The sequence below is a fragment of the Natronoglycomyces albus genome, assembly GCF_016925535.1.
GTDB lineage: Bacteria > Actinomycetota > Actinomycetes > Mycobacteriales > Micromonosporaceae > Natronoglycomyces > Natronoglycomyces albus.
Genome location: NZ_CP070496.1, coordinates 3,181,674 through 3,206,464, shown reverse-complemented (window position 1 = coordinate 3,206,464; position 24,791 = coordinate 3,181,674). Strand labels below are relative to the sequence as shown.

The following is a 24,791-nucleotide window of genomic DNA, read 5'->3' as shown; positions in this document are numbered from 1 at the left end:
CGGTTGGGCAACTTCGTTCGAGGTGGTCGGGCTGTGCGAAGTCGAATCAGCCTAACGGAGTCGATCCATCGGGCCGAAGGGTAAAGCGTCGAGCAGGGCATTAGTTGTGAAATAAACCCTTAATTTATCGAACAGATATCTGAGTTACCATTTGGTGATGTCGATAAGTCGGAAGCACGCTGATTCGCTGCGAATCGATGAAGTGCAGCTATACGGATACGACGGGCCCAAAAGCGGGTATAACGGGCTTTCCCCACCACTCGGTCTACTCATACGATTGCGCGGCCATCGTGAAGATAAATCAGGCCGTTCCTCGGTGGAGTCATTCGGGGAAGCCATGGTGTCCCCTGTTCACCGTGAGAAAGAGTGGGAACGGTTGCGGAAAGCGGCTTCTCAGCTGGAGGGCGGGGAACTGACATTGCGTCGTGGCCTGCGCGACATTCTGTGGACCAGACGAGGGCGCAACCTCCTCCAAAGGAATGAACTGGCAGGTGACGGCCCAGCCGGTGCCGCTGTGGGCCAAGCTATTGAACGGTTGGTGGCACGCGCCTGTGGTGAGGCTAAAGAGCCAGCGACGCTACGCGATCGAGCCGGGGCAAAATGGCCGACGGTCATCGCCGCTGGCACCGCGTCGAGTGAAATCGACTTCAAGACATTGGCTCAAGTCACCGATTGGTTCGAGGTTTACCCACCGGCTGAGGAGCCCTACCCGGCGCCGCGCAACACCTATAGCGGCCACCGTATGCCTGGAGCTCCGCACGGGTTGCCGCAGCTGTACTACTTTGAATTGGCGGCGCTGCGATATGGGCTCACCACCCGCCGTTACTCGAACCGTTTCCTGCTAGCCGAGCAGCCGGGAAACGAAGCATCCATTGGGTTCTCCGCAGCAGACTCCACCCACGTCAGCATTCCTAGCTGCACGGTCGTCAAAGACAAGCTCGTGGCCAAGGCAATCTTGGGCGCGGCTGGCGTTCCGGTCCCCCAAGGGTTCACCCTCACCGCTAGACAACTGCGTGCCGACGTGGACGCGTTCGAGCGCCAGGTGCAGAAGCTGGGTTTTCCGTTGGTGGCCAAGCCGGCTCGCGGGCACATGGGCTACGGCGTAACTGCGAACATCACGAGCATGGGGCAACTTCACCAGGCGATCGACCGCATAGCCGAGTCCGAATACGGCAGCGGGCGCATTATCGTGGAGCGCCACGTCAAAGGTTCCGATTACCGAGTGTTCGCGACCGACCAAAAGGTCTTGTGCGTCATGAAACGCACCCGAGCCGCTGTCATCGGCAACGGTCGACACACTGTTGCCGAGCTCATGGTGTGGGCCGGTGCGATCCGCCGTTCCAACCCCAACCTGTCACGTATCCGGTTCAAGTTCGACGTTGTCGCCAACGTTCTAGCTGAGCAAGGACTCGACTTCTCGTCGGTCCCCAAATCCGGCCAGGAGGTCTGGTTGGCCCGCTCCGACAGCATTAGCCAAGGGGGCGTGTCGACCGAGCTGTTGGACCAGACACACCAGTCGATCTTGGACGCCAGTGTCAGTGCCGTGCAGGCTGTCGGGATGCCGTATGCGGGCATTGATTTCTTTCTGGAGGACCACCGTAAGCCTCTGGAATCGCAGGAGTCATCTGTCATCGAGGTCAACAATGCCCCTGGCACGTTGGGTCACTTGTATCCCATGTTTGGGCGTGGCGTCGATGTGGTCGCCGAGCTGGTGGCATTGACCGCGCAACGTTCGGGCATCGAGGTGACCGAAGCCGTCAGCGGCGATATGACGGTCGAAATGCGAATTTCGGGCCATGTTCGTAACGTCGGGTTCTGTGAATGGTTGACAAAGGTCGCCACCGAACTTGGGCTGGACGGATGGGTGTTCTCGACGGGGGATGACATAGCCGCTGTGGTCAGCGGCCCGCAGATGAAGGTCCTTAACCTGCTCAAGCTGTCTTTCAAAGGGCCTGCGAAAGGGCGGCCCGAGGAGATCGTGACTCAACCTGTCAGCACCGTCGTACCTCCTGGATTCGAAAATCGTGACCGGTCCTCGGCCGCACCGTGAAATGGAGCCTTCTGAGGGCTCTTGGCAATCCCAGATGAGTACTTTCTCGCACGAGCCGTAAGGAGGCATTGTGACGAACGTATCCGACAAGGAAATACGGCAGGTTTTGTCGCGCAGTCTCCAACAGGCAGCCCGAGACCGAGGTCTCGACGTTGAACGTCTCGATTCTGTCCTCATACGATGCGATCGGGATGCCAGCCTCATATTTAACGGATTCGCTGGCGTCTCCACCAGCACTGTGGCTCGGAAAATGGCCCGCAACCCCGAGTGGCTGCGACGGTTCCTCTCCAGTCGCGAAATCCCGGCCATGACCCCGCCGCCCGTCGGCGAGGGCAACCCGTGGCCCACAGAACGAATACCGGTCGTAGCGGGAACGGTCATCGCCCCGTTGTCACATCTGCCGGCTTCCGTGGTCGACCGGATTCATGTTCTCCTTCCACAGGCGATCAGAGTTCTGCCCGGCCTCGCCAGTGGCGTCCTCACCGTGGCATTCGTGGACCAAAGTGCCCACGCATGCGACGTGGGCATTGTGGGTCTCGATGTCACGTTTGTCGAATGGGCCAAACAAGTCGATGGTGAGCACCTTCGCCGGGTCGCTGAGGCCATCCTCGCAGCGGAGCTCGATAGACGCCCTCAAAATGCCGAGCCGTCAAATACGGTGAAATAGGTTGAAATCCCACGGTCGGTCATGCGTGGTTCGGCATGGCACTCTCGGCGAGGAGGCGGAAGGGCACCGGCTCAAATGTGGGCGGAAAACAGGCTAAAGAAACACAGGTGAGCAGCGAAAATAGGCCTGTTGAACCGTCACTATGAGAAAGATTCAGTCCTGACTATGCTTGTGCGGGCTAGCGGTCTGAGCCTGATAAGTTTGGTTCGGCCCCCGGTCGAACTGGTTTCGCAGTCCAACCTCGCTTTGTGGGCTCTCTATAACCTTTGACACCAGTTATCCGTTGATACCAGGGAAAAAGATGACGCAACTCCAGGCCACTGCGCCTATGCCAGATTATTTGCATGATGGCTACCAGGTCCATCGGGCCGCGCTCGCCCATGGCCTCAACATCCTGGCGCTTCCGCGACAGGTGCTACTGACCGGTGAGACCACGGTCGTCCCCTCCTCGATGTCGTTTACCCACGGTGTCCCCGAAGCCTCGACTGTCTCCGCGGTGACCTTCGCTCACGACCGCCGCCTGCGTCGCGCCCTGCTCAGCCGCGCCGGAATCCCCGTCCCCACCGGGCAGACTTTCAGCTACCGCCGCCTCGATCGCGCTATTGAGTGGGCCTCCGGAGAACTGGGCTTCCCTGTTGTCCTCAAAGAAATGCAGGGCGAAAACCCCGCCGAAGCTGTCGCTGGCATCGCTTCGGTCGAACAGTTTCACGCCGCGGTGAACACGTTGCGCCGCCGTGACGCCACGGACCGGTCTCCCGGATCCAATCCGCGCGTGTCCGGCTACGCCACCACCCGCTTTGGTTTTGAACTCGATGACGAGGGTAATCAGATCGCCCCCGCCAAGAGCCGCATCCTGGTGGAGAAACACCTCGAAGGTGAACACGTCCGAGTCTTTGCCTGCCCCGGCAGTGACCCCATAGCCGTCCTGCTCGACCCGGAAACCGGGCTAGGCTCGGCCGATATCTCCGAATCAATCGACCCCAGCTTGCACAAGGCAGCGTTGCAGGCTGTCGACAGCATCCCAGGTCTCGCCGTAGGTTCGGTCGATATCGTCATCACCGACCACAGGAAGCCCGTCGACAATCAGGCCTGGGCCGTCGTCGACGTCTCCGAACGTATCCGCTCCGAAACCTATGACGAAGCCGCAGCCGGACTGGGCGACCGCATCGGTGATGCACTCGTCGCGTTCCAAGCTGGCAAAGCGCGCCTAACGCTCGCCCCCGCGGCTGACGCCGTCGAGGTGCGGATGCGTATCGAAGGCCTCCGTGAACCCGGCAAGATCGCCGAACAATTCGCCACCGTGGCTTCGCAATTCGACGTCACTGGCTCGGCGGAAGTCGCCGACGACCTCGAGGGGCTGATCGACGCGACAGCCCAAGGGACCCCAGCGGGAGTCGCGCGCCTCACCGAATCGCTCATGGCGGGCCTGCTGCTAGAGGACCGCGCCTACTGTGTCGAGACCCAAACAAGTAACTGAGGCTGGCCGAAGTGAACTCCAAGAACCTGAACGAAGGCGGCATCGAGATCGTCGCCGCCCGGGCAATGCTCATCTCTGACCCCGAAAATGAAGGCACCCCCATAGCGGTGGCGAACCTCCAGGCTGTCACGTCCGAGGGCGATTTGCTCGCTTTTGGTCAGGCCCCGCTGCGTCTACCTCTGCATGCCTTCCACTACAGCCGCCAGTCGTGGGACGTTGTCCAGTCGATGCTCGACGAGCTTATTGGCAAGCAGCTGACAGCTGGCAACGCGAACAGTATCGATGCGATTGTCGAACCAGCGCTGGCGCGGCTTAAGAGGCAGGCTCAGCAGGCCTCACACGACCTACCGGGCCAACCTCGCAGCGCTTATGAGAAGATTCGCCGCGCCGCCCGCGACTCGGTGAACTCGCTGTTGCGCATTCGCGCGCAGCTGGACCCGCACTTGCACCCGGAAAAGCTCGTCGGGATCAGCGCCATCCGGGCAGCCCTGACTGGGCTTGTCGAATTGGCCGCAGGCGCAAAGTCCGGTGAGTCCAACGCGGGTCAGTGGTACACGGGCGACCTCAATGACTTCTACGAAAAGCACATCGAGCACTTTGCTCACTACGCGTGCTCGCCGCAACCGCCGTTGCCGCAGATCAATGGCGACGTTGCCAACTCGTTCGACGACGTTGAGTTCATTGGCCACCTACCCAAGGATGGCACCAAGGGGCACCTGCTGGAGCGGGAGGCATTGCGTTACGGAATGAATTCCGCTCGCTTCCCCAACGGCACCTTCATCGCCAGCGACGAGAATGGCAACCAGTTGAACTTCAAGTGGGGTCGCTCGCCGATCGCCAGCGGAGTTTCGTTGTCAATCTGTACGTACAAGGAGGCCACCCGCCGCCTGCTGGAGCGGGTCGACGTTCCCGTTCCACGGGGCCGCGTTTTTGCCGCTGGTGAGTTTGAGAAGGCCCTCGATTACGCCGACCGTATTGGCTACCCAGTGGTGTGTAAGCCGGTGGCCGGTCTGCGCGGCATCGGTGTCATTGCCAACATTGGCAGCCGCGAAGAACTGGTGCGGGCGTTCGAGCTGTACTCGAAGAGCCAGTTGGGCGACGATGACTTCGTCATCGAGCAGCATGTGGCTGGCGAGGACTATCGGATTGTCGTCATCGGCGGCGAAGTCGTCGCTGCGGTGGTCCGCGAAGCTGCCGCCGTGACCGGCGACGGTATCCACACCGTCATCGACCTTGCTGAATACAAGAACCGCCTCCGCAAGCTCAACCCGCACCTGCGCAGCCGCCCGATCGTGTTCTCCGATGCGATGAAGTTCCAGCTGGAGCAACAGGGTCTCACCTTTGGCTCCATTCCGGACAAGGGCCAGGTAGTGACGTTGGCGAACTCGGCCAACCTGTCTCAAGGCGGCGATAGCTTTGAGGTGGCCCACGAACTTCACCCATCCATTGTGGAGACCGCTATTAAGGCGGTCGACGCTGTCCCCGGCTTGGGCTTCTGTGGCTTGGACATGTTGATCGAGGACCACAAGAAGCCCATCAGCCAGCAGCAAGCCACCGTCATCGAACTGAACGCGCACGCGGCTATCGGCAGTGCCCAGTACCCGATGTGGGGGGTGCCGACCCCGGTCGCGAAGCTATTCTTTGAGCAGTGCGCCAAGGAATATGGCATCGAGCTGCCAGAGAAACAATTGGACCATCTCTCTCTCAAGCTTGTGGTCGAAGGCAAGGTCAAGGGCGTTGGCTACCGTCGATGGATACGCAAGTACGCCACCGAGTTCGGTGTCAACGGTACGGTGGAAAACACTGAGGAAAACCAGGTGACTATCTATCTGGACGGCCCAGCCGACCCAGTATCAGCGCTGGTTTACCTCGCCTCACGAGGTAGCCGCAATGCCATACCGACGTCGGTGGACGCGACCCATGTCGACCGGTTCGAGGGAACTGGCTTCGAGATCATCTGGTAGGAGACTGCCGGTCCGGTTATGTACGGGCATGTTCACAACGACTGCACGTCGCTGACGAAGAGTCCTTATACTTTCGCCGATCGTCGTGCTCGGGCGGATCGCTCAATGGCAGTGATTCGCCCGACCGTTCCCCGCTATGTTGCCCGCGAAGTAGAGCAGGGAGACGGTCGGTTTTTCATACCCATTAGTTTGCGAGGGAGTACTCGTGGCGAAGAAACCATCGGCGACAAAGAGACTGGTCGGGCTGCCGCGCCAGGTTGCGGGCAGAATCAAACGCAGGCTGCTCGGCTCGACGTCGTCCTCGGCCAGCACCAGCTCAAAGACGATCAAGTATGCGGGCGAGCGGGAGTCGTTGGATCTCTTGATCGTCGGAGACACATCATTTGGCGAGAACTATCAGGAGTCCCGGGAGCTTAAGGGACGTACCAATATTCTCAAGGACCGTGGCTATGAGTACTGCCTCGAGGCCGTCGCACCTCTCATGGACAAGGTCGACCTTGTCGTGGCCAATCTCGAGACACCGCTGACGACGCGGGAGAAGTCGCCATTGGAGGGAATGCGGCCCTGGTTGCACAAGTCTGACCCAACCCAGACGATCAAACACCTGAGTGCCCACAAAGTCGGCGCGGTCAAGCTAGCCAACAACCACTCGGCTGACTATGGCGAGGAGGGGCTGCTCGATACTCTGAACGCCTTGGCCGCCAACGGTATACCGGCCGTGGGCGCGGGACGTACGCTTAAGGAAGCTCAGGAACCTCTCCAAGTCCAGGCCCGACTGAAACCACCTGCGGGGGAGGGCGAGCCGGAAAAGTTTCGGATGCGGCTCTTTAACGCCTATCAGGGCGGTCGCCAGTTCACTGAGACGGTATTCGAGCACGCTGACACTGACCGGCCCGGCTCGGCCCCGCTCAAGGCCGGTTCTCTAGCTCGACGAATCCACAACCTCAAAGACAGCCACCCCCACGAATTCGTCGTGGTATGTCCACATTGGCGGCGGGACTATCAGTGGCGATCGGAGAAACAAGCTACCGCGGCAGCACAGCTGATGAACGCCGGAGCCGACCTCATCATTGGACACGGCAGTCACATGATGCAGGAAATCGAAAAGATTCACGGCTCATGGGTGATCCACGGCATTGGTAACTTCGTGTTCAATAGCCCAGGTCGCTACCGGAAGCTGGAGGTTCCACCCTACGGTCTAGCCGCGCGGCTGACTTTCTCCTATGGGAGCGCGCTGTTGCGGCTGTATCCCATCATGTTGGACAACCGTCGTTCGAACTACCAGACCCGTCCGGTCCATCCCGGGGAGTTCAAGGACGTGGTCAAACAACTGACCCAGCGTTGCAACGAGCCCGACTCGTTCGCGGCCGACTTCGGCCACGCCGAAGACGAGATTGGTTGGCACCTGGTCCACCAGCTGCGCGCCCCTCAGTAGGGCCTGCGAAACCTCAGCGGCAGGACACTAACCAGCTTTAGCTTGACTGATTTCCCCTTCGAGCAGCGCTTGGGCAATGTCACTCGCCCATGGGGTTGGGGCCTCTTCGGCCCAAGCGGCGAACTGTAGGTCCACTCCGCGCACCCGAGGCTGGTCGATGTTTTCCATCACCACGAGGCCATAGGCCGCGTGCGGAAAGGTGTCGATGGCGCGACGTGCCACCTCCACCAGTTGGGCAGCCTGGTCGTCGTCCACCCTGGCTTGGGGGTCGATGATCGCGGAGTCGAACGCGACGGCGACGGTCACCGTCGTTGTCGTGGGCGCGAGTTGAACCACCACGTCGCCGGAGTATTCCGGCTGCGTCGCCGTGAAGGCTTCCCAATCCCGGTACAGCGTGTCCGCTCCCAGCTGGTGGTTCATCTGAGGAAACATCTCCCAGTGCGCGGCCAGATTCCCTGGATGCTGCTCGGAGAAACGGGCCAGATGGTCGAAGCCTCCGACGGGGATCTGAATGGCCGGAACGGCGTCAATGCCGTGGTTACTCACATGGCGGGCCATCCAGGCCGGGTTCGAGCTGAGCCGCACATTGAATGTTGTCACGCTTGGACCCGACAGCCCAGCGAAAATCAGTTCGGCCTCGCCACTGGCAACCACCAGCAAGTCATGTTGCAGTCGCCAATTGGGGCGCTGTTGACTCCTGGCGACATTCTCCAATAGCGCCGAGAGTGTCGTGGTGGAATCGGTCGGTCCGGTTACGGTCTCTGACATGGGCAATGTCGTCCTTATCGGTCGATTGTGAATCCACGTGGCGGGGCGCTGGGTGTGGGCTGGGTGTGTATTTCCACCGGCAGCGACCGTTTGGAGCCCTTGTGCGCCAGGCACAGCATCCCGGTGACACGCATCGCTTCGCCGTGAAGGTGGGCGGACACGGTGTCACCCGCCTCGCGCACTGAACCGTTGAGCGCCAACGCGCGCGCAGCTTTGGCAAACCACGTGCCATAGCCAGTATCGGCTAGGTGCCCGGTGATGGTGACGGTGATGTTGAGAGTCTCTTGCCGTGGCGTCATATCCATGCCCGCGCGCTTACCGGCCTGACGTACCAGCGCTTCGCACACATCGCGTGGCGGCCCATACATCGGGTAACGCAGCAGCACGGCGGCGTTGTGGTTCATCTCGGTGATGGTGAGGCTCTGGTCGTGCACGGACACACGATGGTCGGGAATGAGCAGGTCGACCCCGGCGAAGGGCAGGCCGAGACTACGGGTGGCACGCACTGCCAGGTCTAGAATCGTCGGATGGGTTTCCTCGAACACTTCAGTGCTCGTGCCCCCCTGCGAAAGGTTAGCCAACGTGGACAGTTCCACTTCGACGTCGGCCGCAGGGATCTCATCGATCGTGTAGCCCTGCTTCTCCAAGGTGTCGAACAGGTGCTGATCGGGGTCGATCAAGCGACGACACAGGTTCGGGTTGCGCCGCCGTAGCGTGTTCGCCTCCAGGATCAGCTCTTCGATCGTGCGCCGCCCGTCACCCCATACCCGGGCATTGTCGCGACGAATCACGGCCAGCGCCTCATCGGGCGTGGCGATGATGCGGTAGTCGGCTCCGGTGACATGGCGTTCGATGATGAGGTCCGCGCCCGCGTAGCGGGAGTTTTCGACCGCCTCGAAGGCGCGCCGAAGCTGTTCGACATTGTTGATGCCGGTGGTGATGCCCATCCCTTGACTGCCGCCTTCGGGTTTGACCACCAGTGGAAACCCCATTTCCAGGGCGCGTTTTTCGGCTCCGTCGGGGTCGCCGGCCGGGTGCAGGAAACCTGGGGCGATGGGCAGGTCGTGATGGTCCAATAGGGCTCGGGTGATGCCTTTTTCCCGGGCGATCGCGCGAGAGGCCATCGAGGTGGTGCTGGGCTGGGATTCGGTGAACCCGACTGGTTCGCGACCTGCTTGTTCGATGAGGAAGAGGTGGCGGCCCAGCCGGCGGGTGGAGAGTCCGGCTTGCATGGCGGACATTTCCAGGTGCCATTGTTTGGCCATGCCGGTGGGTAGGCCCGGCATGAAATCTGAGGAGAAGTCGTTGGCTTGCGGTTGTTTACTGGGCCCGGCGGCGGGTAGTGACAGGTACTTGTCGATTTTTGGGGCCAGCTGTAGCAGGTCGATGCGCTGTTGGGGTCCGACTCGGGGCGCGATTGCTTTCTCTGGGTCCCATCCGGGTTGGAATGTGGACCATTTGTCGGCGGTGTCGTCGAGGCAGTAACCGTCCAGTTGGGCGGTGGAGGCGAAAAGCTGTGCCTCGCGCCGTCGGGTGAGGACGCAGCCGAAGCCGGAGCCGTTGAGCCAAACTTGCACGTTAGCGCTGGCTTCCTTGGTCGAGGTAGCGGCGTCGCGCAAGGCGGTAAAGGAACCCCATTCGTTGGGGTCGAGGACGATGACATCGATGTGGCCTGAGCGCAGTAGCTTCTTGAGGGCGGCGGCGCTGTTGATGTCGCGCCGAGCGGCAATGCTCAAGGTTGCCTCGGAGTGGCTCAAGGCCGCGTCGGCGCGCTTCTGGAGTCGCACCAGCTGGGCGGGACGGCGACCGGGCAACACGTCTTCAACGATGACGCGCCCGGTCAAAGGAGTGCTGACTTGCAGTGCCGAAAGCTTGTCCACATAGGCTTCGGCGGTGGCGGTGGCGAGTGGATTGGTGAACGTCAGCCACAGCGTCGGGCGCTGCGCTGGCAGGGTGTCGGTGTCGGCCATGTGGGCGAGCAAGGCGAGGTCGGCGTCAACATTGCCGGTGCATTCGACCCGATAGATTGGGGCACGCGTTTCGTCGGACTCCTCGTCGGTGGGGCCTAGGAGGCCGTGCAGCCGTTGGCGGTGGGCCTCGGTGGGTTTAGTGGGGAGTTTGATCAGGTGGCGGCGCTGCGCCGCCACCTCGTCCACGTCAACCGCCCAGCCTTGGGAGGCAAGGATTCCGGTCTGGTCCAGTACCTCCAGCGCCAGCGATTCGATCAACAGGTTTGCGAAGCGGTATGCGTTGCGGTTGCTGAAGCGATGCTTCGTCCACCACGGGGAGAAGCGTGCGTGCTGGCGGGGCTGCTTTGCCCACGTGCCCAGTGAGATCGTCGACCCTTCCAGCTCGGCGGCGGTCTCGTGCAGCGCTCGCCAGGTCTGGGCCGTGACGCGCCCGGGAACCGCGGCCTCGCCCCAGGCTTCGAATTCCTCGCCGCCTCGTGTGCCCTTGATGCCGAGGAGGAACCCTAGCGGCGGGTTCAATACTCGGGCGTGGATCGACAGCCCGGAGTACTGGATGAGGCTGACTCTGTCGATCCGCAACTCCTCGGCAGTGCTGCCGGGCGTGGGTCGAGCGGCTGCTGTCACGGCGGAATCCTTTCGCGGTGGGGCTTAGGCCGACTTGGTGGCGGCGAGGTGTGCGTCGATGTGGTGAGCCAACAGCTGCCCGAAACGACTGGTCCCCAGTGGCTGCCCGGAAAGACGCTGTACGAGGTCGATGCCGGGCTGTTCGTTGCCCTCCACCAGGATGGGACCGTCTTTGCTCATGCAAATGTCCCAGCCGACGAGGACCCGGGGTGCGAAAGCTTGGTGAGCCCGGTGAGTCACCTCAAGGATGTCCTCCCAACCGGGCAGGACCCGTCCGTCGATGGCCGCCCCGGTGACCGGGTGCGCGGAGTGCTTACCGGCGGGGTCGAGCTTCATCGATATGGCTGGGCCGAGAGTGCCAGTGTCCACATCGATGGGCGCGGCGATTCCTCCGGCGTGGAAGTTGTCGACGACTGCGCCTTTCTTGGCGGGCATACGGAACGCGCCGGCGACCACTTCGGAGTCTCCCGATTCGTTGGTGAAGGTGATCAGGCGCAGGGTCGGCACCGCGTCCAAGGTCAGGTCGGCTAGTTCGGGGTGTGCGATGAGCCGTCGTTGCACCACACAGTCAGCGTCGTCTTGGCTGAGATGCTCCAGTAGCTGTGAGCGTTCAACAGTCAGTTGTTGCTTGGAATTGGTGAAGGAGTCCGGTGCTTCTTGGTATATCCATAGCTGCGCGCCCTTGCCGCCCTTGGCTCCTCGTGGTTTGACAAACAAGTCCGCTCGCGGTATCTGGTCGGGGGCCTTGGTGATGTCACCCTCGGCAATGAGCGCCACGGTACCCACGACCGGTAGACCGTCGGCCTGGGCCTTGTCGGCAAAAGCCGACTTGTCGTTCAACGGAGCGATGTCGGCCAGGTTCTCTTGCGGGGCTGCTAGCAAATACAGGACCCCTTTGAGTTCATGGCGGTGCAAAAACTCGTTGTAGCGTTGGCGAACCTCGGGCCGGTACATCTCGTTGTGGTAGTAAGTCTTCGGCGTCATCGGAACCTTGGCCGACCACCACAAAACCTGCCACAGCTGACGCAATCGCGACATACCGGTGCGGGTGCGAATCAGGGAACCATAGCGTTTGACCTGCCGCAGCGAATCCAGGCCGACGTCCAACGCGTACCATCGCAGTGCCGCCTTGAACCCCTGTGGACACTCGTATTGGTCAAACTTCGCGAAGTAGGCCGGGAGCATGTCGTCGCGCCGCTGCCAGTACAGCAAGTGCAAGCGTGACGCCACATCGTCGGATCGCCGCCACCGTCGACGCTGCGAACGCCACACCATCGGATACAACCGGGATCGCTTGAGCGGCTTCCACAACGAGTCAGTTCGTTTCTTCTGTGGCACGGCTACTCCTAGCTGATGCAGTCTTCCAGCGGGTACAGGCTCTGCGCGCCAATTGACACTAGCCGACCCGCGCCGGGAACCCCCGCGATCTCCTTGGCCACGCGCGCCTCCAGCTTGCGATACTCGGCCGGGGTGATGAAGGCGGCTTCCAAGTTCTTGCGCACCAGCGGATCTACCTCGTCACCGTAGTAGATGAACCCGGGGTCGGGCGTCTTCCAACCCGGGCCGTAGTGATTGCGCAGAAAGTCCTCGGTGTCGGCGGGGGTCGAAACTCGGGTCCCGCGCAACTGGCCGTCAACGACCGGCACGAACTTCTCGGGAGTCGACGGATAGGAACAGTGGTTATGCACCCACAACTTCCCATCTTGGAACCACAGTGGACGCAAATCGAGGTGGAAACCGTCGGTCGCGCCACGTTCCAACTGCACCCGAAACAGTTTGCCGCGCCGGTTGATGCTCACCGTGAAACCGGCCTTCACCAACTCCACGACCAAGTCTTGCGCCTCGGCCTTCACCTCAGCCGGGTTGGTCCGATACGACACGTAACCCGCGTCAAAGTCATCATCGGTCGGGATGAAGTCACCGCCGCGATAATAACCCAACAAGGTGCCATACATAAGGAACAGCGAACGGTCAAACCGCTGCTCGAAAAAGTCCCGCACTTGCTCGTAAATGCGCAGATATTCCTGCTGGCGCTCGCGCGTCTCAGCCAGCGACTTGGAAATCTCACCCTTCTTGTCAATCTTGGAACCCTCAGCCAAAGCCGCCGCCAACTGGCCGGTGCTATTGGGCAACCGAACCTCATACTCGGTGCCACCGGTGCGCGTCAACAGCGACTCACCTTGGGGCGTACGCACTTCGAGAGTGAACTCCTGGGGCATGATCTCCACCGAGCTACGGCGGAAATGGAACCGAAACTGCCCGAAGAACCCGTCGGTGGACACATTCACCGTGCGAATGTTCTCACCGTTGAGCCAGATCTCCACCTGGTCGGCGTCCGAGGAGGCCAGGAAACCGTCCACGACCAGGCCCAAGAACGAAGGCCGTAGGTCGTACAGGCCCACCACCGGCTCCGGCTCGGCGCTGACGGACGCTGCCAGCTTGGGGACGGTAGTAGCGGCGAACAACGGATCCTCAGCCTGTGGTCGGCCTTGCAGAAAGCGCATTCGCTCCAGCCGGAACTGCCAACGGTGCTTGGCGGTGATCGCCCACATCGCATCGGAGCGGTCGCACTCCTCCACCGCCGACTCATAGGCGCTGATCGCGCCCTCGACGTCACCGTCATCGAAGCGGGCATCGCCCAACGGAGCCAGCCACGTCGCATGGCGCGGATCCAGCTTGACCGCCCGCTCGATGACCTGCCGCGCCGCTGCTGGCTTCGCCACCTTCGCGCCCTTGCCGAACTGAAACAGCGCTTGCGCCCGGTCTGCCGACACCTCGGTAAACGAGCCGCCCCACAACGCCAGTTTGCCCAAATGCCCTGACAGGCGACGATGCAAATTAGCGTGCTTGGGGTGAGAAGCCACCAGGCGACTCAAAGTCGCCTGCGCATCGAACCAACGGCCAATCGAGGCATACAACTCCGCCAGCTCGATGCCGGTCTCCACCTCCTGGACCTCGACACCCGTACCCAACTCGTCCAAAGCCGCAATCGCTGCCTCAATATCGCCCAGCGCGTACGAGGCCAACGCCAACTGAATCAGCCACGAAGGTTGCTTCTGGGCCGCACACGCCGCCTGCAACGAATCCCGCGCACTCGCCAGATTCCCCGACTTCAAAAGGCAATACCCCAACTGAAAATGCCACACCGCCTGCGGATTCTCCACAGCGAGCGCCTGCCGGTAGTGTTCTGCGGCGACATCCCAACGCCGCATACGCGCCTCGGCGGCACCCTGTCGAGCAAACCAAGCGGCCTTATCGCGGCTGAGCGGCCGCACTAGGGCGCTGGCGGCGGCGGCTGAGGACCATTTGAGCTTGTCCGAGCCGCTCTTAAGCTTGGCGGTGACTTTTCGGTAGTTGACCAACGGACGACTCCATGCTGCGCGGAAGGTGGCTGCTACTGAGATGCACCGGCGGCCGTCGCTGCTGCGCAATGCCCGAATCGATCCATGGCGAGGAACGGGTGACGTCGCGGCTGGCCCCTCCGGTGCGAAACAAAGACGCAAACGCCGCGGCGCGGTCGCGATGCCACTGGCAGACGGTGGAGAAGTCAGTGGTGACATGCGGGTAACGCGGGTGCAATGAGAGCAGCATACGGTTTTGGCGTGCGGCTGGAATCTTACACGCCCCGCCGGTGGCCAGACCACGTCGGTTGGGCAGGTCACCGGCCGGACGCGGCGCTGGCTTTGTCCGGTGGAGGTCGCCATCGCCGCAGGTGGTGCGGTCTGTGGCCGCCGGGTGACTGACGATGAGGACGGTGCCAGTTTTCGGACAATTAATGAGAAAAGAGCATGGTCGAGCGTTTCTAGACAGTTGGGTGCTTTTATGGGAAATTCCCGCTAAGGTGAAACCATTTATATTTCGCCGGCCAGCTAGAATTCCATCTTCACGCCGTGCCCACCCCAGGCCGATTGGCCTCAGTGGGCACGTGATCGCATGAGAGACGACGCAGCAGGTCTCGGCGCACGCAGAGGATGGGTATGAAGTTGAAACAGGTCGTGGCAAGAGCGGTAACGAAGCTCCCCGCTTACAAGGTGCTACCCCCCGGAGGGCTGCGCACCTACGCCGCGCTGAAATACCAATCCGAGCGCCTCACCGCCCAGGAAATGGCCGACTACATCGATTCCATTGGTGGCGTGCCGCTGCGCTACTACTCGGTGGCTATGAGCGCCACCCGGTCGATGTTCCTAGCCGGGGCCGATGAAGCCGCCCGTGAGGCGCTCTTGCAGCTGATCGACCGCTTCCCCGAACACGTCGAGCCGCGTTGCCTGTACTCGGAATTCCTTGGGTACCACGGCGACTACCAGAAATCATTGGAACTGGCCCGCCAGGCGCGGATGCTGCAACCCTCCTCCGCGCGCGCGTTGGCGCGGGAAGTGCAAGCCGCCTACCAGGCTCTTGACATCGCCCAGGCCGATGAGGTCGCCGTAGCCGCCGTGGGGCGCATGCCGCGCAATAACACGGTCGTCGGTGCCGCCGCTCGCATGAGTCACACTCCCGAACAGTACAAGCGCATCTACGCGGCGTGGGAACACGCCACCACTGAGCCAGGGGATCTCTTGCGCACGATCCGCCCCTTGGCCACCGCCGCAGCCCGCGCGGGTCTCACTGAGCAGGCCATCGAGACCTACCGCAGCGGCATCCGCCTAGTCCTGGACGGGCATATCCCGCCGAAGCTGTCGCCGCCGGTCAAACTGGGTGGCCGGGGAGCCTGGAGCGCCATCATCGATTTGCACGAGACCTTGTCCAAGGCAGGCGTGCCGCACTTTTTCGCGGCCGGAACGGCGCTAGGTTTGGTGCGCGAGGGACGCCCACTCTCAGCCGACGGCGATATCGACCTGGGAGTTTTCGAGGCCGACTACGACCGGGACAAGCTCAGTGAGATATTCCGCGCCCACCCGCGCTTTGAGATCGTCACCCACCCTTTGACCGAGAAAGTCGGGCTCCGGCACCGGGGTGGCTCCCCCATCGATATCTTCCGCTTCTATGAGGAAGACGGCTCCTACTTCCATGACGGGGTATTCGTGCGGTGGCGTAACTCCGCCTTCGACATCGACACGATACGAGCCCAAGGCACCGACCTTCCCATCCCCTCGGACCATGAGACCTATTTGACCGAGAACTATGGCGACTGGCGTACCCCCTATCCGGGCTTCGACGCGTTCATTGGTGCCGACGCGCCCAATGTTGAGACCACTGACCCGGTCTACCTGCGCCTACACTTTTTGCGAAGGGCGTATCGGTGCCTTGTCGAGGGTGACATGGTTGGTGCGCGCGATGAGTTGACGATGGCCGAAGAAGACGAATTGGCCAGATCTGTGGGTGGTTTATGGCAACTGTCGAGGAATGGTTGGAGGCTGTGCGCCAGGCGCGCCGCCAGGGAAAATCGGCGGATGCTTTCGCCATTGCCGTCGACAGTCTGCGTTCAGGTAAATGGGGCTCGCGCCGCATGTGGGGGCAGCTGTGGTCTCTGATGCGGCAGCCGTCCGATTACGAGAAGATCAAAGACCTCTGGTTGGAGAGCCCCAAGAAGTGCCATCATCGGGTGCCGCTGCTGCGCACGGTGGCGCGGGCGGCCAGCGTGGCTGGCGAGCACGACGATTCGCGGAACTTGCTGCGGAAGGCGATCCTGCGGGCGGCCGGGCATCAGCGACGACCGTCCGTGCAGATCAAACGGGCTGGCAAGAAGGTGTTCACCCGTTCACAGCTGCTCATTCCGGGGCACGGTGACCCGTTCTCCCGGCGCGCCACCGAGGCGCTCATTGACCTGAACTCCCAGCTAGACGACCTGGGCGTGCGCGGCTTTCTCATTTCGGGAACGCTACTGGGATACGTTCGCTCGGGTCGATTCATCGCCTGGGACAAGGACATTGACCTGGGCTTTTTCACTGATGAGATCAGCGCCGCCGACCTCACCGCCGCGTTCGAAAGGAACGACCATTTCCTGGTAAAACGGCTCGACTTCAACTCTGAACGACTGCGCCTGGATCACCGCAACGGCACCTCGGTTGACCTGTTCCCGCACTACCGCGAAGACGGGCGCATCTGGCATGACGGGACCTCCACGCGCTGGTGGAACCGGCCCTTTGAACTGTCCGAGGTGGAGTTCTTGGGCCAGCGTCAGTACGTTCCTTCGGTGCCCCAGATGTACTTGGACGACAACTATGGCGACTGGCATACCCCCAATGCGAACTTCGACGCGCGAATCGACGCCCCGAATGTCGAGGTCACTGACCCGGATTTTCTCGACACTCTTCTGTACTTCGAGCTGTTGAAGTCGATTGCCCATGGCTGGCGGGCCAAAACCGAACGCTATGGGCGGTTGTTGAAAGCCAAGGGTGAGGGCGACTGGTTGTCTCGGCTGTGAGAATGGGTGAAAAGGGGCAGTTTCGGGCGGTAATGGCACGGTTGGGGCGTGCGGCGTCACGTCGTTTCGCGACTGCGCTCGCCCCCATCTTGACCCAGGTAACGTGGAGAGCGACACCTTACGTTCCCTCAAGGCTTACGTCCCGGTAACGTAGATGGTCGGGACACCGAGGTCCCAGCGCTAGCCGCCGCCCCGCCACCGGGCTGGCACCAGCCACCTTAACTGGGGCTTTGTGCTTCGCACCCGTCACCAGTGGCGCTCTCGGCCCACCTAAAGGATCGAAATTATTTCTCAACTGCGTATGGCCGCAGTGATAATCTGGCTCCTGCCGTCCACCTCGAACTCAGATGGGACCTGATCTATGAAGCGCCCAGTCGTCTACACCGCTGGCACTTTCGACCTGTTTCACGTCGGGCATCTACGCATCCTCAAAAGTGCCGCCGAACTGGGTGAGACGCTGATCGTCGGGGTGAGCACCGATGAGCTGGTGGAGAGCTACAAGAACATCCGGCCCACGATTCCCTTTGAAGAGCGGTTGGAGATCGTCAACAATATCCAGGGCGTGGACCTGGCGATTCCGCAGCGCACCCAAGACAAGTTCGAGATGTGGGAGCGTTTGCAGTTTGACACTTGGGTGGTTGGCGACGACTGGTTCGATTCCGACAAGTACCAGGGTTACCGCAAACAGCTTATGGACGTTGGCGTGAACTGCGTGTTCCTTCCCTACACGCAGGGCGTCTCTTCCACCCTGCGCCGTAAGCTGCTCGCAGGGGAGTAAACCGGGCCCGTCGCGTTGGGCCCCCGCGAACTCCATTGAGGATTACTCGCGTGATGGCTGGAGCCGACGGCTCGTTCTGAACCAGATGTGCAAGGTATTCTCCGCACATGAGTAAAGAACTTGATGCCTTCCGTAGCGCCTTTCGTCTCGATGAGTTGACCGTTTACGAATCCGAGCGCTGGATTCTGTCGGTGCGGCCCGCTCAGATCACGCTCGGGTCGATGGTGCTCAGTTCGAAACTGGGGCATGAGACTTTCGCGGAGCTGGACTCGCAGGACTCCGAGGAGATGGGCACGATGCTGGCTGAGGCCGAGCACGTGGCAAAAGAACTGTTCGGAGCCGTGCGCATCAACGCGGTATGCCTGATGATGAAGGACCCCATCGTTCACTTTCACGTCTTGCCGCGCTACGAGTACACAAAGGATGCGTTCGGTCGACCGTGGGTTGACGCGGACTGGCCGGGCCCGCCGAACTTCGGCGGCGAGGTCGTCAAGGACGAGATCATCCTGGCCGAGCTGGTAGGCGTGATTCGTTCCGAACTAAGCGAGAAGTCTTCCTCAGAGGAATAGGTATCGGTCGGTCCTGGCCGAGCGACTACGACGAGGCTTATGCAAATGGGCTTTCGGTGTTCTCGTCGGCTCGTTTACCTGAGTAAACGTCGCCTCCTGCGGTCATGAAGCCGCCCTTTTACATAAGCCTGGAGACTTGACCGAGGCCGCATGTGTTGTGCGGCCTCGGTGCTTGGCATTCGGGACCCTGCGAAGTGACTGCGTCATCGACGGGCTCAGCCCTTTTGCGGATTGTCGAGCCGAGCTCAAACCGCAGCGTCGCTCAGTGTTGGATCGAGGCCGTGGATGTCACGGCAGGTCGATCAGCAGCTCGGCCAGTTCATCGAGAGTGAACTTCACCGGGTTATTGCCCAGCCGGTCTAGGTTTACCGAGTTCGCCAGTTTGTGGCGGTCCTCGGTTCGGCGTGCCCCGGCGTTGGTGAGGCTGGCGTCCAAGCCGATGCGCTGCAACAGTTCCGCCCACGACTCCTTGGCCTCGGCGGCGTTTGCCGCGCCTAGGGCCGCCAAGACCTCATCCATCGCCTGGCGGTGTGCCATGGGGTCCACCGCGTCTTGCAGCCGGGAGGCCGAAGCCTCGGCATGCTGTTCGATAAAGGACCCCAGAGTGACGGCGACGGCGTGTCCGTGGCTGAGCCCGTAGGTTTTCGTGATTCCGTACGAGAGCGCGTGTGCCGCAGTGGTTTTGGCGATGTCGATCGCTCGCCCAGCCAGGTACGATCCCAAGGCCATGTCACGGGCGGCCTTTGCCGAGGGGCTTTTCACGTAGGCTTCCAGCGAGCCAGCCAGCAACGGTAGCGCCTGGAGCGCGAACGCGTGGCTTTCGTCGGTCGCGTCGACCGCCCAAAGGGCCTCGATCGCCTGCGCCAGAGCGTCCACGCCCGAGGTGGCTCGCTGGTAATCCGAACCGCTCAAGGTCAATGACGGGTCCAGCAACACCACATCGGGCAGAATCGTGGGCCCGCCGATGGAGTACTTGTCCGCGCCGATGTAGACCACGCCAAAGTGCGTCGCTTCGGCCCCAGAGCCGCTGGTGGTGGGGGCGAGAATGAGCGCGGTATTGGTCCGACTAACCGTGCCTCCGGCGCGGATCGCGTCCTCAAGCAACTTCTTATCGGTCACGCCACGGTATCCGCACAGCAGTTTCGCCATGTCCATTGCCGAACCGCCGCCGACGGCGAGAATGGCATCGGGCTGGAACTCTTCCACGATGCGCAAACCCACGATGAGGTCGGCGGCGTCGGTGTTGGCTCGGAAGTCGTTCCAGCGCCGCACCTGCGCCACGTTCTCCAGCTCCGGCACGATCGCCTCCGCGCCCGAGGCGGTGAAGGAATTCTTCCCACACACAACCAGCACCCGGGTCGCCCCAAGCTGACGCACCACATTGGGGGCCATGGCAATCGTGTTGTCTCCGAAGCGAATATCGCGGTCGGCCAAGGCAGACATAGGTCACTTCCCGATCATGGTCGTAGGGGTCATCTCAGACTCAATGGTCACGCAAAGCTTGCATGAAAGCGGTCTTTGTCTGGCGTGGGGTCCTCGTGGGACGTCCAATACCCGCGCGGTTACCCGGCTTTACCTGTAGTTCCAGCAGTGCGGGGCCTCCAGCGGCGCGCATTTGGGCGATCAGTCTCGGGAGTTGTGACAGCTCAGAGGTGGTCTGAGCCCAACGGTAACCCACCGCCAGCGCCGTCTGAGCCATGTCCATCGCGGCCGCTGAGGTCGGTTGCCCGCCAACGGAATCGTGGACCCCATTGTTGAACACCAGGTGGAAATAGTTCTCGCCCGCGTGGTCGGCGATCACCGGTAGCGACCCCATGTGCATCAGCAGTGCCCCATCTCCGTCGAAACACCAGGTTTCGCGTTCTGGGGCGGCTTTGGCCACCCCCAGGGCGATTGATGAGGCGTGGCCCATTCCGCCAACGGTGAGGAAGTCACGGTCGGCGGATTCTCCGGCGCGCTCGCGGTACTCGAACAGCTCGCGGCTGAGCATGCCGGTGGTGGAGATGATGGCGGACTCGGTGCCGACCGCGTCGGCTGCGGCGATGAGTGCGTCTTCTCGGCTGGGTAGCTCCGGGGTGGCCTGCTCGACCTGGATTCCGTCGCTAAAGGTGCCCTTTTCCACCAGCAGGAAATACGGGGTCGAGTGCTCCATGGCCGTGTCATAGGCCAGGTCGACGGCCTTCTCCGCCTCGGCCGGGTCCTTGGGCAGCATCGCCCATGGCAGATCCAACGCCTCCAGCAGCGCTTCTTGTACTTTGCCTTGTTTGACGTGCTGGGGCTCGTCCTTGACCCCGGGTTGGCCGCGCCACCCGACCACGATCACCATTGGCACGCCGTACACGTCCGGGTCGGCTAGCGACAACACCGGGTTGACCAGGTTGCCAAAGCCGGAGTTTTGCAAATAGACCATCGCTGGGGTGGACGTTTGCAAGTAGTGCCCGATCGCTAGGCCCACCGCCGCGCCCTCGTTGGCGCAGATGACATGTTGTTCGCGCGGCAATGTTGCCTGAATGTGGCTGCCCAGCTGCTTCAACAAGCTGTCCGGCACGCCCGTGTACAGGGACACCCCGCGCCGCGTCAGCTGGTCAACGAATGCGTACGGTTCGATCATTACGCCTCATTCTCCGGGATGATCGCCAGCGCGTCTTTGATGTTGGCGATGTACGGGTCGGCCTCGAGGGCTCGGCCCGCTTCCAGGATGGTGTGGGCGACTTTGGACATGGCTGGGTAGGCGGCCCGCATCATGTGGTTGGCGTAGATGACGACGTTGACTCCCCGGGCGGCCAGTTCCTCTTCGGTGGCTTGCCGGAATGAGGTGGGCACGACTACTAGCGGCTTGCGGTTTTCGAACTTGGCGTAGGCGTCGCAGAAGTCGAAGACTTCTTGTGGGTCGTTTTGCCGCGAGTGGATCATGATCCCGTCGGCTCCGCCGATCTCGATGTATGCCTTCGCGCGCTCTAGCGCGTCGTCGAGGCCCTGTTCGAGGATGAGCGACTCAATCCGCGCGATCACCATGAAGTCGCGGGTGACTTGGGAGTTCTTCGCGACTTTGAGGCGGTGGCAGAAGTCGTCAATGCTCGATTGGGTCTGCGCCACATCGTTGCCGTACAGCGAGTTGCGCTTGAGGCCTTCTTTGTCCTCGATGATGATCGCCGAGACGCCGAGGCGTTCCAGCGACCGCACCGTGAACCCGAGGTGTTCGGGCTTGCCTCCGGTGTCACCGTCGAAGATCAGCGGCTTCGTGGTGACTTCGAAGATTTCGTTGATCGTGTTTAGACGCGAGGTGATGTCGACCGCTTCGATGTCGGGCTTGCCGCGCGAGGTCGAGTCGGTCAGCGAGGAGGACCACATGCCGTCGAACTCCACGGTCTGCCCGTCGCGTTGCGTGCTGGCGGTTTCGGCGATGAGGCCGCTGATACCGGAGTGGGTCTCCAGGACTCGCACGATCGGTTTGGAGTCGATAAGGCGGCGTAGCCGCGCCATGCGCACGTTCGGAGTCGTGCCGATTTGCTTGACCGAGGCGTTGAGTTGGGTGGAGGAGATGCCCTCGGTGTAGGGAATTTCGACTAGTTCGCCGCCCCATTCGGCCAGGGTGTCGATGACCCTTTGGCGGGTTTTCTTCTGGACACCGGTCTTCCAGTCGTCGCCGTGGACGACGTAGTCGGGCCGAATTTGCTTGAGATTGGGAACGTAGTCCAGCGTTTCTTGTGCGATGACGCGCTCGACGCCTTTGATGTTTTCGACTACGGCGCGGCGCTGGTCGAACGTCATGTGGGGGAGTCGTTTGTAGCTGGCGATGGCGGCGTCAGTGAGCAGGCCGATCGTGACATCACCCAGTTGTGCGGCCTTGGCGAGAATGTTCATGTGGCCGGGGTGGATGAGGTCGGCGCTCATCCCGACATAGACAGTCGGTTTCGTGGACAACTTATGCTCCTCAGCTTGCGAAGTCGCAGCATGTGGCCTTGTGGGCCTGCTTCTGGGTGGAGTCGCGCAATCGGAGGCCAGGCCAGGTGGGAGCGGGTTAGCAGCGCCGTCCTGCGGTTCCTCTTGACTGTGGTTACTCCATAACGTCAATGAGTCCGCGCCCAAAGGGGTCGCGGAGTGACACCGCCATGGTGTGAACGTTCCGGATTGATCCTACCGCGCGATGGTGGTGTTTCGTCACGTGCCCGTAGAGCGCCGTTTGCCACAAATTTGCGAAAGTATGGGCTGTTTATGCAGCTAGTAGCCCTCTTAGTTGTGTGGCGAGGGGGAGGTGAGGTAATCCCTGATGGTACTCGTGGGCCACTATGCGCCTACGCGGTGCCAGATCACCGTGTCCCGGTCGGGCCTGGCCTACCGCGAATGCGACACCTAAAGCCCACCCCGAGGAGGGGCCTCAGCGATCACCGAGGCGTCGCCTCCGCTGCGTAGGTGGCCCGGGCGTGGTCAAGGAAATGCTCGACGCACTTGTTGGGGTCAATGTCGCCCAAGTAGTACAGCCGCGTCTCGCTGCGAACCTGGGCTAGCGAATCGGTTTCCAACAGCTCGGTGACGACAGCGGCGATATTGCTCGCTTGCGAATCGATCACATAGGCGGCGCGACTTATGGGGAAGTCCTTCTCGTAGTCATCCCCTTTATTCAACGGGTCGGTCAGCGCAAACGGCTTATTGGAATACATCCAGTCCGAGGCCGCACCACTGATATCGGAGATGGCCACATCAGCGGCATTGATGCAATCGGCCAACGACACCGCACCTGAGGTCGCCTCACCCCAGCGGTGCGCTCGGCCCGTCGCGGCCGCGTCAGCCTCCAGCATTTCCTCAATTTCGGTCAGCTGCCGCGCCGAGGCGGCGTTGTAGGTCGTATAAGGGTGGTTGCGCAACCACACCACCACATCGCGGCTCAACAGCTCCTTGATGATGTGACGGCTGATATGCAACGACGAATAGTTCGCGTCCGCAGACAGGCCCGTCCACGTGGGCGTATACAACACGATGGGCTTCTCGCCCTCGGCCCGGGCGCGGGGCCCGACAGTGATCGGGTGCAGTTGGGGACGGCCCACGATGCGGAACTTGCGCTCAGGGATATCCACGCCGTGGTTGTGATAGCGGTCGATCCCGGCCTGCCCGGCGACGAACACCTGGTCATACATGGCCGATACCGGGTTACGGCTGACCGCCTTATCGGAATCGCCGTGCATGAGCTGAATATGCGTCAAGTGCCCGAAGCGAATCAACTGCGAATTTTGCATCGCGTGGTTGACGTAGAAAACCGACTTCACGCTCGGGCACAGCAACTTCTCGACCTGGGAAATACCCGGAGCGATGACAATCGGCGCATCGGTGGCTTTTGAGATGCGGTCAAACAAAACCAGGTCGCGCATGATGATCAGGTAGTTGTCACCCAACTGGTCGAAATAGGGCAGCCACATGAGCAACTGATACTCCGAACCGGCCGGTCCGGCGAAGTGGATGGCGAACCGCGGGCGATAGTCGGCCACAGCCTGGTACACGGCGGCATCCCCGGCGTGGGCGGCGCTGCGTCGCTGCTTCCAAGCCAGCGCCATGCAGGCGAGGAACGCTACCCCGGAGGCGAGCACGAGGGCCCCGGCCGCTAGCGAAAGAGCCGTCGAGCCGATAGTCAAGGACGCGATGGTGGCGGCGGCGACCACCCCAGTCAGCGCGGTGACGAGACGGTAGGTGTTACGGGGGCCGATGACGCGGCTCATCACCGTGCGCTCAATGGGCAACCGCAACGTATGCAAGTTATTGGTCGTGACGGCGACATAGAGAACTTGTTCCAGCGCGATGATTCCCAGCAGCATCACGCCGGTGACCAGCAGCGGGAGGTCGACGGAGTCGGAGGTTCTCAGCGTGGTCGTCAAGAGCGCCGCGACCGCGAGGCAGCGTGGGGTGAGGTTTTCTCCCAGACCGTCCCAGCGGTGCTGCGTCCAGGACAGGACCAGGGCGGCCAGCGCGAATGCGATGGCCAGCCACGCCTGGGCCGTGGTGAGGGCCACGGCGAGACCCAGTACGGCCAAGCTGGAGGTGCTCAGTACGTACAGCAGTTTGGGGGGGAAGCGACGAAACATTCTGTGCGATTGTCCTTATCGAAGATGTGTGCCCTGCCTGCCCGCCGCCAA

At 61.7% G+C, this 24,791-nt stretch carries 17 protein-coding genes; 9 read left to right on the top strand and 8 right to left on the bottom strand.

What is annotated here, in order from left to right; genetic code table 11:
- Positions 1 to 157: 157 nt before the first annotated feature.
- From JQS30_RS13740 to JQS30_RS13720, 5 genes are all read left to right on the top strand, one after another.
- Positions 158 to 2,050 (top strand): acylphosphatase, encoded by a 1,893-nt coding sequence (locus JQS30_RS13740; RefSeq protein WP_213170813.1) that lies wholly within the window; start codon positions 158 to 160, stop codon positions 2,048 to 2,050.
- A gap of 70 nt (positions 2,051 to 2,120) precedes the next feature.
- Positions 2,121 to 2,717, top strand: a complete 597-nt coding sequence (locus JQS30_RS13735; RefSeq protein ID WP_213170812.1) for a hypothetical protein — start codon at positions 2,121 to 2,123, stop codon at positions 2,715 to 2,717.
- A 301-nt stretch (positions 2,718 to 3,018) separates the two neighbouring features.
- Positions 3,019 to 4,194: an ATP-grasp domain-containing protein gene (locus JQS30_RS13730; RefSeq protein ID WP_213170811.1), complete on the top strand. Its 1,176-nt coding sequence runs from the start codon at positions 3,019 to 3,021 to the stop codon at positions 4,192 to 4,194.
- An 11-nt stretch (positions 4,195 to 4,205) separates the two neighbouring features.
- On the top strand, positions 4,206 to 6,158 hold the full coding sequence (locus JQS30_RS13725) for an acylphosphatase (protein WP_213170810.1): 1,953 nt from the start codon (positions 4,206 to 4,208) through the stop codon (positions 6,156 to 6,158).
- Positions 6,159 to 6,363: 205 nt separating this feature from the next.
- Positions 6,364 to 7,593 (top strand): CapA family protein, encoded by a 1,230-nt coding sequence (locus tag JQS30_RS13720; protein WP_213170809.1) that lies wholly within the window; start codon positions 6,364 to 6,366, stop codon positions 7,591 to 7,593.
- Positions 7,594 to 7,620: 27 nt separating this feature from the next.
- Here JQS30_RS13720 and JQS30_RS13715 read toward each other — a convergent pair whose 3' ends face one another.
- Genes JQS30_RS13715 through JQS30_RS13700 form a run of 4 tightly spaced genes read right to left on the bottom strand, consistent with a single transcriptional unit; the run spans position 7,621 to position 14,317 of the window.
- On the bottom strand, positions 7,621 to 8,361 hold the full coding sequence (locus tag JQS30_RS13715; protein WP_213170808.1) for a hypothetical protein: 741 nt from the start codon (positions 8,359 to 8,361) through the stop codon (positions 7,621 to 7,623).
- A gap of 14 nt (positions 8,362 to 8,375) precedes the next feature.
- Positions 8,376 to 10,955 carry an ATP-binding protein gene (locus tag JQS30_RS13710; protein ID WP_213170807.1) on the bottom strand — a complete coding sequence of 860 codons (2,580 nt, stop codon included), beginning with the start codon at positions 10,953 to 10,955 and terminating at the stop codon, positions 8,376 to 8,378.
- 24 nt (positions 10,956 to 10,979) lie between these two features.
- The gene (locus tag JQS30_RS13705; RefSeq protein ID WP_213170806.1) at positions 10,980 to 12,293 is read right to left on the bottom strand and encodes a sugar-transfer associated ATP-grasp domain-containing protein; all 1,314 of its coding nucleotides are present in this window, start codon (positions 12,291 to 12,293) and stop codon (positions 10,980 to 10,982) included.
- Positions 12,294 to 12,301: 8 nt separating this feature from the next.
- Positions 12,302 to 14,317 carry a tetratricopeptide repeat protein gene (locus tag JQS30_RS13700; RefSeq protein ID WP_213170805.1) on the bottom strand — a complete coding sequence of 672 codons (2,016 nt, stop codon included), beginning with the start codon at positions 14,315 to 14,317 and terminating at the stop codon, positions 12,302 to 12,304.
- Between the two features lie 615 nt (positions 14,318 to 14,932).
- On the opposite strand from JQS30_RS13700, the gene JQS30_RS13695 reads away from it, so the two are divergent.
- The 4 genes from JQS30_RS13695 to JQS30_RS13680 all read left to right on the top strand — a co-directional run bounded on the left by JQS30_RS13695 (position 14,933) and on the right by JQS30_RS13680 (position 18,666).
- Entirely contained in the window at positions 14,933 to 16,426 is a 1,494-nt protein-coding gene (locus JQS30_RS13695) for a hypothetical protein (RefSeq protein WP_213170804.1), read from the top strand.
- Positions 16,426 to 17,319: a LicD family protein gene (locus tag JQS30_RS13690; protein ID WP_213170803.1), complete on the top strand. Its 894-nt coding sequence runs from the start codon at positions 16,426 to 16,428 to the stop codon at positions 17,317 to 17,319. The genes JQS30_RS13695 and JQS30_RS13690 overlap by 1 nt, the downstream gene beginning before the upstream one ends.
- A gap of 361 nt (positions 17,320 to 17,680) precedes the next feature.
- Entirely contained in the window at positions 17,681 to 18,097 is a 417-nt protein-coding gene (locus JQS30_RS13685; RefSeq protein WP_213170802.1) for an FAD synthase family protein, read from the top strand.
- 107 nt (positions 18,098 to 18,204) lie between these two features.
- On the top strand, positions 18,205 to 18,666 hold the full coding sequence (locus tag JQS30_RS13680; RefSeq protein ID WP_213170801.1) for an HIT family protein: 462 nt from the start codon (positions 18,205 to 18,207) through the stop codon (positions 18,664 to 18,666).
- Between the two features lie 288 nt (positions 18,667 to 18,954).
- On the opposite strand, the gene JQS30_RS13675 is transcribed toward JQS30_RS13680, so the two are convergent.
- The 4 genes from JQS30_RS13675 to JQS30_RS13660 all read right to left on the bottom strand — a co-directional run bounded on the left by JQS30_RS13675 (position 18,955) and on the right by JQS30_RS13660 (position 24,740).
- Positions 18,955 to 20,109 carry a phosphonoacetaldehyde reductase gene (locus tag JQS30_RS13675; RefSeq protein WP_213170800.1) on the bottom strand — a complete coding sequence of 385 codons (1,155 nt, stop codon included), beginning with the start codon at positions 20,107 to 20,109 and terminating at the stop codon, positions 18,955 to 18,957.
- A gap of 40 nt (positions 20,110 to 20,149) precedes the next feature.
- Positions 20,150 to 21,277 (bottom strand): phosphonopyruvate decarboxylase, encoded by a 1,128-nt coding sequence (gene aepY, locus JQS30_RS13670; RefSeq protein WP_213170799.1) that lies wholly within the window; start codon positions 21,275 to 21,277, stop codon positions 20,150 to 20,152.
- A complete protein-coding gene (gene aepX / locus JQS30_RS13665) occupies positions 21,277 to 22,560 on the bottom strand; it encodes a phosphoenolpyruvate mutase (protein WP_425498875.1) in 1,284 nt (427 codons plus the stop codon). The genes aepY and aepX overlap by 1 nt, the downstream gene beginning before the upstream one ends.
- Before the next feature lie 491 nt (positions 22,561 to 23,051).
- On the bottom strand, positions 23,052 to 24,740 hold the full coding sequence (locus JQS30_RS13660; RefSeq protein ID WP_213170797.1) for a CDP-glycerol glycerophosphotransferase family protein: 1,689 nt from the start codon (positions 24,738 to 24,740) through the stop codon (positions 23,052 to 23,054).
- Positions 24,741 to 24,791: the final 51 nt, after the last annotated feature.